Source organism: Alsobacter sp. (assembly GCF_059501845.1).
On sequence record NZ_JCACDK010000018.1, the window covers coordinates 1,013,873 to 1,026,835 of the forward strand.

Below are 12,963 nucleotides of genomic sequence, written 5' to 3' on the forward strand. Positions count from 1 at the left end.
GCCCCTAGCGCGCGCCGGCCATGTAGTAGGCGTCGACCGCCGCGCCGAATTCCGGCTCCGCCAGTCGGTCCTCCCCGGCGCCATGCCGGGGAGCGGCCTCCAGCCGGTTGCGGTCGATGTCGACGACGTAGCCCTCGAGCTTCGTGTCGTACCGCAGCACCCGCCAGGGCAGGGGGTGATAGTGCTCGCCCAGGCCGAGAAAGCCGCCGAAGGCCATCACGGCATAGGCGACCTGCCCCGAGACCTTGTCGACCATGAAATTGTGGATCGTCCCGAGCTGCTCCCCCTCGGGGGAGTAGACCGGCGTCCCCTCCACCTTGTTGGAGGCAATGAGCTTGCGCGTCTCGTCGATGGCGACGCCCTCACCCGAGGGGTCGAGCTCCATCGAGCCGGGTTCACGAATGCTGCGTTCGTTGGGAAGCTCTGTCGGCATGGCATCCTCTCCCTGATGTCCGGCGGACAACGGCCATCCGCCCCTCCGGTTCAATCCCGCGCCCTCATGCCGCCCTCGGGCCGGTGCATTTGCTTACGGTCGAGACCGGGTCTAGGCCAAGACAACCGAAAAAGGCTCCGGAACCCTCCCCCGTTCACGGGGGAGGGCAGGGTGGGGGGATGGAACGTCCCGTCTCTGTGAGCTCGAGCGAAGGCAAGGTGGCCCTGATTTCACCCTTTCGCGAGCGGCTTCCCCCTCCCTACCCTCCCCCGCAGGCGGGGGAGGGTTTTCGGTCGCGCCTTTTCGACCTGCCAGCTCTTCCAGCTATGTCCGCCATCTCGCGGCCAGTGCAGCATAGCTGACTGTCCGGCAGGAACCGCTGCGTTGTTTGCCGGCGAAGCTCCGGAACCCTCCCCCGTTCACGGGGGAGGGCAGGGTGGGGGGATGGAACGTCCCGTCTCTGTGAGCTCGAGCGAAGGCAAGGTGGCCCTGATTTCACCCTTTCGCGAGCGGCTTCCCCCTCCCTACCCTCCCCCGCAGGCGGGGGAGGGTTTTCGGTCGCGCCTTTTCGACCTGCCAGCTCTTCCAGCTATGTCCGCCATCTCGCGGCCAGTGCAGCATAGCTGACTGTCCGGCAGGAACCGCTGCGTTGTTTGCCGGCGAAGCTCCGGAACCCTCCCCCGTTCACGGGGGAGGGCAGGGTGGGGGGATGGAACGTCCCGTCTCGGTGAGCTCGAGCGAAGGCAAGACGGGGGAAGGGGTCCCGGTCGCGCTCAGCTGGCCTTCTAGCGCCACATGCCGCGGACGCGCGATGCGATGGGCACGGGGGCCGAGGCGGGGCGGGGTCCGGCATGGCGCTGCTCGGGCGGGGGCCAGGCGGTCTTCTCGAAGCTTTTCAGGATGCCGTCCGGAATGAAGCGCGTCCGGGAGGCGTAGACGTGGCGGTCGCCTCCGGTTGCCTGGCCGCGCACATAGAAGCGCTGGGGCACAACGAGGTGCAGCGCGTCCTTGGCCCGCGTCATGGCGACGTAGAGCAGGCGACGCTCCTCCTCGATCTCCTCGCTCGTCCCGGTTGCGAGGTCGGACGGCATGCAGCCGTCGACCACGTTGAGGCAGTAGACGGCGCGCCACTCCTGTCCCTTGGCGGAGTGGATGGTGGACAGGATGAGGTAGTCGTCGTCCTTGCTCGGCGGCCCGGCGACGTCGCTCGTCGCCTGCGGCGGATCCAGCGTCAACTCGGTCAGGAAGCGCTCGCGGCTCGGATAGGTCGCTGCGATCTGCTCGAGTTGCACGAGGTCGGCGCGGCGCACGCCTGCGTCCTCGTGGATGCGCTCGAGATGCGGCTCGTACCAGAGCCGCGCCGCCTCCATCCCGCCGGGCCAACCCGCCTCGCCGCGCGCAAGGCGCAGCACCGTGTCGACGAAGCCCGGCCACGCGGTGCCGACACGCGGCGGCGGGACGAGCCCGGCCAGCGCATCGAAGGGCGACGGCGCCGCTGCGATCGCGTCCAGCACGACCCCGGCGGAGGACGGGCCCACGCCCGGCAGCAATTGCAGAAGGCGGAAACCCGCCACCCTGTCGCGCGGGTTCTCGCAGAAGCGCAGCAGCGCCAGCATGTCCTTCACGTGGGCGGCGTCTAGAAACTTCAGCCCGCCGAACTTGACGAAGGGGATCTGCCGGCGCGTCAGCTCGATCTCCAGCGGTCCGCTGTGGTGCGAGGCGCGGAACAGCACGGCCTGCTGCTTCAGCACCGTGCCGCCCTCGCGCGCCTCGAGGACCTGGGTCGCGACGTAGCGGGCCTGGTCGAGTTCGTCCGGCACGCTGACGACGAGCGGCCTGTCGCCGCCCTCCCGTTCCGTCCAGAGCGCTTTCGAGAAGCCCTCGCGCGCCAGTCCGATGACGGCGTTTGCGGCCTCCAGGACCGGCTTCGTTGAACGGTAGTTTCGCTCCAGCGCGACAACCGTCGCGGGTGGCGTGAAGCTGGCGGGGAAGTCGAGGATGTTGCGGACGGTGGCAGCGCGGAACGAGTAGATCGACTGCGCATCGTCGCCCACCACGGTGAGGCCGCGTCCTTCGGGGGACAGGGCGAGCAGGATGGCCGACTGCAGGCGGTTGGTGTCCTGGTACTCGTCGACGAGGATGTGGTCGAAGCGCGCAGCCATCTCCTCGGACAGTGAGGGTTCGGCGGCCATCTCGGCCCAGTAGAGCAGGAGATCGTCGTAATCGAGTACGTTCTGTTTCTGCTTGGCGTCGACATAGCCTGCGAACAGCGACTTCAGCTCCGTCCCCCAGGTCGCGCACCAGGGGAAGGAGGACTTCAGCACCGGCTCGATGTCCTCCTGCGCGTTCACGCAGCGGGAGTAGATGGCGAGGCACGTCCCCTTCGACGGAAAGCGCGCCTCCTTGCGTCCGAGCCCGAGTTCATGCCGGACGATGTTCATCAGGTCGGCTGAATCTTCCCGGTCGTGGATGGTGAAGGCCGGGTCGAGGCCAATCTGGAGGGCGTGCTCGCGCAGGATCCGGGCACCAATGGCGTGAAAGGTGCCCGCCCACGCCAGGGCCGGGGGGCCCGCGTCACTCACGCCCGCTGCAACGCCCGAGGCGCGGCGCACGATGCGGTCGACCCGTCGCGTCATCTCGGCGGCTGCCCGGCGCGAGAAGGTCATCAGGAGGATCCGATGAGGGTCGGCCCCGCTGACGATCAGATGGGCCACGCGATGCGCCAGCGTGTTGGTCTTGCCGGAGCCGGCCCCCGCAATGACGAGCAGCGGCCCCTGCCCGTGCGCGGCGGCCTGAAGCTGCCTGTCGTTGAGCCCGTCGAGATGTCCAGGCGAATCGAGGGGCAAGGCGGCACTCATGGTGGCGCATCCGACAGTATTCTCGCTTTGTTCGCAACCCCCGGTGGCTTCGCCTGTGCAGGAAGCGTAGGCCGTGCCTCTGGCCCTGCGATCCCCGCAGGGCTGGCTTGTACGTCAGCTTGACAACTCACGCTTGCGGCTAGTGAATTCGAGCCGCTGGCAGCAGGAGCACCCGGTCCCGGGACGCGGCTGCAAGGGGAGCCAGCCATGCCGTTCGTGCCGCATAGCGTTCCCGACCGCCACCCGGCCAATCGCCGGCGGCGCGCGAGGCAACGTGCGCGTCACGGGGCTTGAACTGCCGTCGCATCGCGACGGCCAACCAGGCACAGCCTGGCGGAGGGTTCCGGCGTCCGGCCCGGAGCCTCGCGGTCGGAAGCCGGCGGGAGGGGAGAGCATGCTGTCGAAACTGTCCAGGACGATCCTTGCGGCCGGCGCCGCCGTCGCGCTCGCGGCCGTCGCGGCCGGCCATGCCGCGGCCAAGGAGCTGCGCGTCATGGCCTGGGAGGGCTATGCGGACAAGGACTGGGTCGCCGAGTTCGAGAAGCAGACCGGCGCCAAGGTCAATGTCGTGTTCGTCGGCACGGACGACGAGATCTGGGCCAAGATCAAGGGCAGCGAGGGCAAGGACTTCGACGTCTTCGCCGTCAACACCGCGCAGCTGCAGCGCTACATCGACGCCGGGCTCGCCGTCCCGCACGACATGTCCAAGCTGCCGAACCAGAAGGCGGGTCTGCCGCGCTTCGCCGACCTCTCCAAGGTCACCGGCACGACGCGCGACGGCAAGGTCTACGGCATTCCCTACGCCTTCGACTCCATCGGCCTCATCTACGACACCGAGAAGGTGAAGCCGGCTCCGACCTCCATGTCCGTGCTCTGGGATCCCAAGTACAAGGGCAAGGTGCTGCTCTACGACAATGGCGAGCACAACTTCTCCTTCACGGCGCTGACCATGGGCGTCGACACCCCGTTCAAGCTCAGCCCCGAGCAGATGGACAAGGTGAAGGCGAAGCTCGGCGACCTGAAGAAGAACGCTATCGCCTTCTATTCGACCGCCGACGAAGCGCAGCAGATCTACAACACGAACGACATCGCGCTGATCTGGGCGAATTACGGCCAGCAGCAGATGAAGGCGATGCAGAAGGCGGGCGCCAAGGTCGGCTACATCAACCCCGAGGAAGGGGCGCTCACCTGGCTCGACACCTGGGCCATCACCAAGGGCGTCCAGGACATGGATCTCGCCGAGCAGTGGGTGAACTTCCTGCTCGACAAGAAGATCGGCGCGCAGCTCTCCGAGCGGACCGGCTTCGGCAACACCTCCGTCGCCTTGGAGGGTGCCAACCCGAAGGACAAGCTGATCTGGCTCGAAGCCGTCGAGGATCCCACGAAGCGCGCCGACGTCTGGAACGAGATCAAGGCTGCTCCGTGAGAGTGGCCGCACGGGCGCGCGGGGTTCGGGCGGGGACACGGTGAGCGACACACGGCGTCCCCTGCTCGAATTGCGGGCCCTGTCGAAGAGCTATGGCGCCGTCCCTGTTTTGCGCGAGGTCGACCTCGCCATCCGGGACGGCGAGTTCCTGACGCTTCTCGGGCCTTCCGGCTCGGGCAAGACGACGATCCTGCGCATTATCGGCGGCTTCGTCGAGCCGGACGGCGGCACCGTGCTGATGGACGGGACGGACATCGTCCGGCTGCCGATCAATCGCCGCCCCTTCAACACGGTGTTCCAGGACTACGCTTTGTTCCCGCACATGAAGGTTGCGGCGAACGTCGCCTACGGCCTGCGCGTGCGCGGCACCCCGTCGGCCGAGACCGAGCGGCGGGTCACGGAGGTCCTGGACCTCGTCCAGCTCGGCGGCCTGCGCGATCGCTTCCCGTCGGAACTCTCCGGCGGCCAGCGCCAGCGCGTGGCGCTCGCCCGCGCCATCGTCTGCCGTCCGCGGCTGATCCTGCTCGACGAGCCGCTCGCGGCACTCGACGTCTCCCTTCGCCGGCAGATGCAGCACTTCCTGAAGTCGGTCCAGCGCGAGATCCGCACCACCTTCCTCTTCGTCACGCACGACCAGGAGGAAGCGATCACCATGTCCGACCGCATCTGCGTGATGGACCAGGGCCGCATCCTGCAGGCGGGCAGCGCCGAGGACCTCTACTACCGGCCGGAAAGCCTTTTCGTGGCTCGCTTCTTCGGCGACAACAACCTCATCGAGGGCCGGGTCGCCGCCGGCGAAGGCGCGACGCCCGTGCTCGACACGGCCATGGGCCCCGTCCGCGCGCGAGGCGAAGCCCGGCTGCAGCCCGGAACGGCCGCCTTCGCGATGCTCCGGCCGGAGGCCGTCATCGTCGGCCAGCCCGGCGCCTCCGGCGCGCTGCAAGGCCGGGTCGAGTTCCTGGAGTTCGGCGGCGCGAGCACGCTCGCCGGGCTGCGCGTCGGAGAGGGGGAGGGGATCCCACTTCGCGCCCGGCTTCCCAGCAGCGCGCGGGGAGTGGGGCTTGCCGAGGGGCAGGCCGTCTCCGTCAGCTGGAATGAGGCGGACTGCCGGCTGGTGCCGCCGTGACCACCGCCCGCACACGCGACATGCTTGCATGGGCCGCCGCCGCGGCCGCCTTCGCGCTGCCTGTGGCGTTCATCGGCCTGCCGCTCGGCGGCTTTCTCCTGACCAGTTTCTTTCATGTAAAGGGCGGCGAGATCGTGCGCGAGCTGACCCTCGCCAACTATCTCCGCTTCTTCACCGAGGGCAGCTTCCTCTCGGTGCTCGGCAGCACGTGCCTGCTCTGCCTCGGCGTCGCCGCGCTGACCGTACTGATCGCCTACCCCGTGGCATGCTTCATCGCCGGGCTGAAGGGCCGGCTGCGCTATGCGGTGCTGCTGGCCGTCGTCGTGCCGATGCTGATGAGCTACATCGTCAAGATCTATGCGATCCGCGCCATCTTGGGCGGCACCGGCCTCCTCAACCGGGCCCTGCTCGCGATGGGCATCGTCGACGCGCCGGTCACGCTGTTCGTCTTCAACATGAACGCGATCCTGCTGACCCTGACGGTGCTCCTGATCCCCTTCGCCGTGCTGCCGATCGTGCTTTCGCTGGAGCGCATCCCGGCCTCGCTGCTGGAGGCCTCGTCCGATCTCGGCGCGTCCCGCGCCTACCGGTTCGCAACGGTGACGCTGCCCTTGTCGCTTCCCGGCGTCGCGGCCGCGGCGAGCTTCGTCTTCGTGCTCGCGATCGGCGATTTCCTGACGCCGCAGATGGTGGGCGGGCTCGCCGGCTTCACGTTCGGGCGGGTGATCTACAGCCAGTTCGGCACCGCTTTCAACTGGCCATTCGGCGCCGCGCTGGCGGTGATCCTGTGCATCGTGGTGGTGGCGGTCATCGCCCTCGGCGCCTTCGCCGGCGGGCGTCGGGGGAGGCCGGCATGACGCGCGCCGACCCCGGCCGCCTGGCGCTCGGCGCCTTCACCGGCCTCGTCTTCATTCTGCTCTACGGGCCCATCGCCGTTCCGGTGGTGGCCTCCTTTTTTCCCGTCGTGCAGGGCAGGATCGACTGGAGCAGCCCGACGCTCGACAGCTACCGGCTGCTCGCCTCTAACGACAGCGTGCTGGAGTCCTTGCTCAACACGCTGATCGTCGGCTTCTGCGCGTCCTTCCTGGCGCTCGTCGTCGGCATGGGGCTGGCGCTCCACCATGGCTGGCGCCGGGCGCGGGGGCGGGCTGTTCTGCAGGGGCTGGTGGCGCTGCCCTTCCTGATGCCGCCCATTATCACCGGGCTGGCGCTCCTGATCTTTTTTCGCGAGGTGGACATCGACCGTTCGCTGGCGACCGTTGTCATCGGCCATACCTGCTTCGTGCTGGCGCTCGTCTACCGCACTTTGCTGGTGCGGCTGGAGCAGCTCAGCGCCAGCCTCGTCGAGGCCTCCTACGACCTCGGCGCGTCGGGCTGGCAGACCTTCCGCCTCGTGCTGCTGCCCAATCTGACGAGCGCGATGGTCGGCGCCGTCGTGCTCGCCTTCGCGCTGTCCTTCGACGAGATGATGATCAGCCTGCTCGTGACCGGGACGGCGAGCACGCTGCCCGTGCGGCTTTGGGGCATGATGCGCCTCGGCTTCACGCCGGACATCAACGCCCTGGTGACGCTCATCCTCGCCTTCACCGCGCTGCTCTGCCTCGCCGCCGCCCGCGCCTTGTTCCCGGCCACGGGGGAACGCCGCGCCTGAGAGCAGGCAGGACACTGAAGATTGTCTTCCGCGGGTGAGCCAGCGCGGGGTCAGCGTGATCCGGTCGCCTGCCAGCGCACGAACCCGCCGGCCTTCACACAGACGTCTGTGCCCGGCACGCGCGTGCCGGTGAAGGCGCCGCCACCCAGCGTGCATGTCTGCACCGCCGAGATCGGGGCCGGCTTCGCCTTCTTTTCCTTCGGGAGGGGCACGGTCGTCGTATCGCCTGCCATGGCTGCCGTCGCGCCGAGGACGACGGCGCAAAGCGCGAGAGCGAGCCGGGTGCGCATGGGAGAGTGCCGCATGTCCATCCTCATGAGGCAAGCTATGCCGACAGGTCCTGAAACATGCAACCTGTGCGCGCAATCGTGACCCCAAGCGCGCCGCTTCGCCGGGCGAGGGGTGCGACTATCCCGAAGCCTTCTCGGCCGCCTTGGCCGCTTTCATGTTGACCCCGCGCTGCGCTGCTTCGGCGGCTCGCTTCACCTCCGTAAGACGATGCCCCTTGGCCCGCGTCTCACAGCGGCGCCGGAGGTCGGCGAGTTCCTCCTCCGTCAGGTCTTCGATCCCGATGTAGCGGTTCTGGGCGGCGCTGGCCCGGATCAACTCGTCGAGCTTCGTCTGCACGGCCGCGCTGTCGCGGTTCTGCGTGTTCTGGATGAGGAACACCTGCAGGAACGTCACGATCGTCGTTCCGGTGTTGATCACCAGCTGCCACGTGTCCGAATAGTGGAAGACCGGCCCGGTAATCGCCCAGATGATTACGATGGCAAGGCAAAGGGCGAAAGTGGCCGGCCGTCCCGTTGCATGAGCGACACCTGCCGCAAACGACGTGAAAGCGCGCGTGATGGTCATCGCAGGCTCCAGTGCTTGAAGCCGGAAAAACGCCCGGCGCCCGCGAACGTTGCTTCTGCGTACCTTGCCGGCCCCGCCGCCTGCTCCCGGCTGACGCATCTTTACGCTGAAGCAAGGGACGCAGGCCTAGGCTGCATGCGTGAACGTCTCGCCAAGACACCTCGCCGTCTGCGCTGTCCTTGCCCTCTGCGGATTTCTCGCATGGGCGATCCTCGCTGCTCTGCCGCTGCTTTCGGGTCGCGGCGTCGCCGAAGCTTGGGACATGCGGGTCTACTGGACCGTGTGCCTTCCGGCTCTCGCTCTTCTGCATGGCGCTGCCGGATACACGTCCGACATATCCCTCCCCCGCCTTCCGGTCTTCGCCATCGCCGGTCACGCGGTGGGCATCGCCGTCCTCCACCGCGCCGGAACCGATGCAGGGCTCGTCCCGCTCGCAATCGTGCTGACCGGCTTGCCGCTCTACGGCGCGCTCCTTGCCGCGGCGTGGCTCGGACGACAGGCAGCGGAGTTCCGCGCCGCAACCTGAGTCGTCTGGCCGCACGAACAATTCCGCCCGTTGCCCGTTCTCGGGGCCTGTCTCATCCCATACAGGCCCAGGAGCGACAATGACTAACAAGAACAAGGATGGCGTGTCCCGCCGCCAGATCGTCGGCGCGGGAGCCGGCCTTGCGGCCGCCGCCGCAGCAGTTGCGCCCGCAATCGCCCAGCAGCAACAGCAGCCGCAGCAGCCAGCGTCGATGCCGCTGCAGGACCCCACGGGCAAGTATCCCAAGCCGCCGTTCAAGAAGCAGTCGCAGCCCTGGCCGGGCCTCGCCCGCGACATGGACCCGCGGCCGGATCACGGCGAGCGCAGCTATCGCGGCTCGGGGCGCCTCGCCGGGCGCAAGGCGCTGATCACCGGCGGGGACTCCGGGATGGGCCGCGCCGCGGCCATCGCCTATGCGCGGGAAGGCGCCGACGTCGCCATCAACTATCTCCCGAACGAGGAGCAGGACGCGCAGGACGTCATCGCGCTCATCCGCGAGGCAGGCCGCAAGGGCGTCGCCATTCCCGGCGATCTCAGGGACGCCGCCTTCTGCCGGAGGCTCGTCGACGAGGCGGTCAGCGGACTGGGCGGGCTCGACATCGTCGTCTGCAACGCCGCGCGCCAGCAGACGCGCCAGTCCATCCTCGACGTCAGCGACGAGGATTTCGACGCAACGATGAAGACCAACATCTATGCGCCGTTCTACATCATCAAGGCCGCGCTGCCGCACCTGCAGCCGGGCTCCTGCATCATCGGCACGACGTCGGAGCAGGCCTACGACCCGTCGCCGGATCTCTACGACTACGCCCAGACCAAGGCGGCGACGATGAACTACGTGAAGTCGCTGGCCAAGCAACTCGGCCCCAAGGGCATCCGCGTCAACGGCGTGGCGCCGGGACCGATCTGGACGCCGCTGCAGGTCTCGGGCGGAGCGACGATGGAGAAGCTGGAGAAGTTCGGCGGGCAGACGCCGCTCGGGCGTCCCGGCCAGCCGGCGGAACTGGCCTCGATCTATGTCCAGCTCGCGGCCCCCGACGCCAGCTACGCGACCGGGCAGGTCTATGGCGCCGCCGGCGGCAGCGGCCAGCCCTGACAGCCACAAAACGCCGCGACGGTCCGGCCGTCGCGGCGTTCCGCATGATCGGCCGTCATCGTCAGCGGTGATCTCCGAAGCGCACGAACGCCGAACAAGGCATCCGGCCGCCAAGGAGGACCCGGCAGGCTTGCATGGCCGAGGAAAGCTTCCAGCCTCCTGTTGCGCCGCGCAAGAAGGCCGTCGGCGCCGAGGGCTGGGAGGAGTTCTAGCCCGGTTCCGGCTCACCCGGCGGCGCTGCCTCGTTCCACGTCGCGTGCCAGAAGGATTGCGGGTCCTCCGTCATGGTCCGCCACGCGTCGAGGCGGGGGAGATCGACCGAAATCCCGGCGACCCGCACGGCGAGTTTCCGCTTCGCAGCTTCGGTGATGTCCGTTCGCGCGAGCAACGGGAAGGCCGTCATGGGAAAGGCTTTCGAGGCCATTTGCGCAGCCTGCCACAGTCTCGCGGCAGCCGCAGCGCCGGCCCTTGCTGCGCCGAAGACACGGTCCGTGCCGAGTCTTCCGGTCTACGACCTTCGGGGTTGCTGGCCCCCGCCGGGGTGGATTAAGTCTCATAAGAATCAGGTTGACCTAGATCAGAAGTATGAGGACGCGGCTTGCTCAACTCACCGCACAGACAGCCGCGTCTCCCCCGCGGAATCCGTGGCGCCGCCCTGCTTCTGGCCGGAGTCGGGTCGTTCGCGGCCACGAGCGCGCGCGCTGACTGCGTCACCACCGGGCTTTCGACGACCTGCGACAGCACGGCTCCCAATCCGTTCGGCACTCCGATCGGCACCGGCCCCGGTGACGACGGACGCAGCGTGACCGTTCTGCCCGGCGCAGGCATCACGACGGGCAACGCGTCGGCCATCAGCCTCGGGAATGGCGCGTCCATCGTCGTCGACGGGACCGTCCAGAACAGCGCGACATTCAGCTCCGGCAATTACGGCACGGGCGCCAACACCATTGAGATGGACAGCAATGGCACCGTGACCATCGGCGCGGGCGGCATGGTTCTGTCCAACGGCACGCAGGTGAGCGCCGAGGCCATCAACGTCCAGGGCACGAACAACACGATCATCAACAATGGCAGGATCAACGCGGTCAATGCGGCTGCGATCTGGTCGGAAAACCCCGGCACCCTCACCATCGTCAACAACGGCATCATCTCGACCGGGCCGCTCGCAAACCCGGACCTCACGGCGGTCGTGATCGGCGGCAACATCGGCGCGGGGATCGACTTCACCAATCGCGGCACCGTCTATGGCAGCCTCGCCTTCGGAACGGGTACGGACGTCCTGCGCCTGTACACGGGCTCGCAGATCACCGGAAACATCGACGGCGGCGGCGGCACCGATTCCATTTTCCTGCTCGGGCCAGGCACGGACACCTTCACCGGCTCGATGGCCGGGTTCGAGTTCCTGACGAAGCAGGGCTCGGGCACCTGGATCCTGTCGGGCGTCAATACCGGCCTGACGCAGACGACGGTGGAGGACGGCATCCTCGGCATCGAGGGGACGCTGGTCTCGCCGATCGCCATCGAACCGGCTGGCACGCTGTCGGGCAACGGCACCGTGGACGGCGACGTCGACAACCGCGGCACCGTGGCGCCGGGCCTGCCCGGCGGGATCGGCACGCTGACGGTGACGGGGATCTATGCGGGCAATGGCGGCAGCCTCCTGACGCGCGTCGGCGGTTCGCCCGGCGCGCCGCAGGCCGACATCCTGCAGCTCAGCGGTGGCGGGGCGACCGCCACGGGGTCGACCCCCATTTTCGTGCGCAACGCCGGCGGCCTCGGCGCGCCGACGGTTGGCGACGGCATCCCCGTCGTGACGGCCGTGGGCGGCGCAACGACGGGCGCGTCAGCCTTCACCCTTGGCGCGCCCGCCATCGGCGGTGCGTACCAGTACACCCTGTTCCGCGGCGGCGCCGCCGGTGGGACGGCAGACAACTGGTACCTGCGCTCGATCGACCCCGACAATCCGTCGAGGCCTTTCTACAGGCTGGAAACAGGCCTCTACCCGGCCCTCCCCGCGCTGCTGGGGCAGTACATGACGGCGCTCGTCGATACGCTGGACCAGCGCCGGGCCAACCTGTCAGCCAATGCCGGCGAGCCCTCTACCGCGGGCGGAGCCTGGGGCCGCGCCGTCGGCACCCGTGCCGAAGCATCCGCGACCGGCCGCACCAACTGGGACGCCGACCTCGGCTACATCCAGCTCGGCTATGACCTCTACGGTGACGACACCGCGGACCACCGCACCTACGCCGGCGCCTTCATCGCGGCCGGGCACGGGACCGGGTCCGCGGAGACATCCGAGCGGGGAAGGGCGGGCTCGATCCGCGCCAACGCGTTCTCGATCGGCGTCTACGCCACCCGCTTCTGGACCAATGGCTTCTACGCCGACGGCCTCGCGCAGGCGACCAAGTTCGAGGGGCTCGACGCCCGCTCCGCCGCGGGCGGTACCCTGTCCACCGATGCGTGGGGAGGGTCCGTTTCGCTCGAGGGCGGCAAGCGCTTCGACGTTTCAGCGAACATGTGGGTGGTGCCCCAGGCCCAGATGGTGGCCAACACCGTGTCGATCTCCGACAAGAACGATGCGTATGCGCAGGTTTCCTGGGGATCGGAGAACACGCTGCGCGGGCGCCTCGGCCTGCTGGTCGGCGCGCGCTTCGGTGCGCCCGGCGAGACGCCCTTCGAGGTGTGGGGCCGCGTCAACGTCTGGAACGTCTTCGGCGGCTCGACCCGCACCACCCTGTCGTCCCTCGACGGCCAGAACGGTGTCGGCTTCACCGCTGCTGGAAGCCGGAACGGCGCCAGCGTCGATGCGGGGCTCCGCATGGCGGTGTCGAAGCAGGCCAGCCTCTTCGCGAATGCGAGCTATGACCGCGGCTTCGACGGGGCCCAATGGGGTGGCACCGGCCGCATCGGCTTCGAAATGAAGTGGTGAGGCGGCGACCGGCGCCGGCTCCCTCGCGAACGACCCGGATTTCCGGCTTGCCCTGATCGGTCTTTC

12 protein-coding genes are annotated in these 12,963 nt (G+C 68.4%); 7 read left to right on the plus strand and 5 right to left on the minus strand.

Translation table 11 applies throughout. The features are described from left to right. Positions 1 to 4: 4 nt before the first annotated feature. Positions 5 to 433, minus strand: coding sequence for a PRC-barrel domain-containing protein (locus tag AC5JCN_RS19690; RefSeq protein WP_495756786.1), 429 nt, complete (start codon positions 431 to 433; stop codon positions 5 to 7). Positions 434 to 1,218: 785 nt separating this feature from the next. Continuing rightward, complete coding sequence (locus tag AC5JCN_RS19695) at positions 1,219 to 3,291, minus strand: ATP-dependent helicase (protein WP_495756787.1); 2,073 nt, start codon at positions 3,289 to 3,291, stop codon at positions 1,219 to 1,221. 394 nt (positions 3,292 to 3,685) lie between these two features. On the opposite strand from AC5JCN_RS19695, the gene AC5JCN_RS19700 reads away from it, so the two are divergent. From AC5JCN_RS19700 to AC5JCN_RS19715, 4 genes are read left to right on the plus strand one after another with little or no spacing between them, the layout of a single operon-like run. After that, positions 3,686 to 4,717: an ABC transporter substrate-binding protein gene (locus tag AC5JCN_RS19700; protein ID WP_495756788.1), complete on the plus strand. Its 1,032-nt coding sequence runs from the start codon at positions 3,686 to 3,688 to the stop codon at positions 4,715 to 4,717. Positions 4,718 to 4,757: 40 nt separating this feature from the next. Further along, positions 4,758 to 5,843 carry an ABC transporter ATP-binding protein gene (locus AC5JCN_RS19705; protein WP_495756789.1) on the plus strand — a complete coding sequence of 362 codons (1,086 nt, stop codon included), beginning with the start codon at positions 4,758 to 4,760 and terminating at the stop codon, positions 5,841 to 5,843. After that, positions 5,840 to 6,700 (plus strand): ABC transporter permease, encoded by an 861-nt coding sequence (locus AC5JCN_RS19710; RefSeq protein ID WP_495756790.1) that lies wholly within the window; start codon positions 5,840 to 5,842, stop codon positions 6,698 to 6,700. Before AC5JCN_RS19705 ends, AC5JCN_RS19710 begins: the two co-directional genes overlap by 4 nt. Beyond that, positions 6,697 to 7,494 (plus strand): ABC transporter permease, encoded by a 798-nt coding sequence (locus tag AC5JCN_RS19715; RefSeq protein ID WP_495756791.1) that lies wholly within the window; start codon positions 6,697 to 6,699, stop codon positions 7,492 to 7,494. The genes AC5JCN_RS19710 and AC5JCN_RS19715 overlap by 4 nt, the downstream gene beginning before the upstream one ends. 50 nt (positions 7,495 to 7,544) lie before the next feature. On the opposite strand, the gene AC5JCN_RS19720 is transcribed toward AC5JCN_RS19715, so the two are convergent. Then, a complete protein-coding gene (locus AC5JCN_RS19720) occupies positions 7,545 to 7,799 on the minus strand; it encodes a porin (RefSeq protein WP_495756792.1) in 255 nt (84 codons plus the stop codon). 103 nt (positions 7,800 to 7,902) lie between these two features. Beyond that, positions 7,903 to 8,349 carry a low affinity iron permease family protein gene (locus tag AC5JCN_RS19725; protein WP_495756793.1) on the minus strand — a complete coding sequence of 149 codons (447 nt, stop codon included), beginning with the start codon at positions 8,347 to 8,349 and terminating at the stop codon, positions 7,903 to 7,905. Positions 8,350 to 8,488: 139 nt separating this feature from the next. On the opposite strand from AC5JCN_RS19725, the gene AC5JCN_RS19730 reads away from it, so the two are divergent. Both AC5JCN_RS19730 and AC5JCN_RS19735 read left to right on the plus strand, forming a co-directional pair. After that, the gene (locus AC5JCN_RS19730) at positions 8,489 to 8,875 is read left to right on the plus strand and encodes a hypothetical protein (protein ID WP_495756794.1); all 387 of its coding nucleotides are present in this window, start codon (positions 8,489 to 8,491) and stop codon (positions 8,873 to 8,875) included. A 211-nt stretch (positions 8,876 to 9,086) separates the two neighbouring features. Further along, positions 9,087 to 9,968: an SDR family oxidoreductase gene (locus tag AC5JCN_RS19735; protein ID WP_495757685.1), complete on the plus strand. Its 882-nt coding sequence runs from the start codon at positions 9,087 to 9,089 to the stop codon at positions 9,966 to 9,968. A gap of 208 nt (positions 9,969 to 10,176) precedes the next feature. Here the strand turns inward: AC5JCN_RS19735 and AC5JCN_RS19740 are convergent, their stop codons facing one another. After that, complete coding sequence (locus tag AC5JCN_RS19740; RefSeq protein ID WP_495756795.1) at positions 10,177 to 10,392, minus strand: hypothetical protein; 216 nt, start codon at positions 10,390 to 10,392, stop codon at positions 10,177 to 10,179. 378 nt (positions 10,393 to 10,770) lie between these two features. Here AC5JCN_RS19740 and AC5JCN_RS19745 point away from each other — a divergent pair, with 378 nt between their 5' ends. Next, entirely contained in the window at positions 10,771 to 12,897 is a 2,127-nt protein-coding gene (locus AC5JCN_RS19745) for an autotransporter family protein (RefSeq protein WP_495756796.1), read from the plus strand. The last annotated feature ends 66 nt before the right edge of the window (positions 12,898 to 12,963 follow it).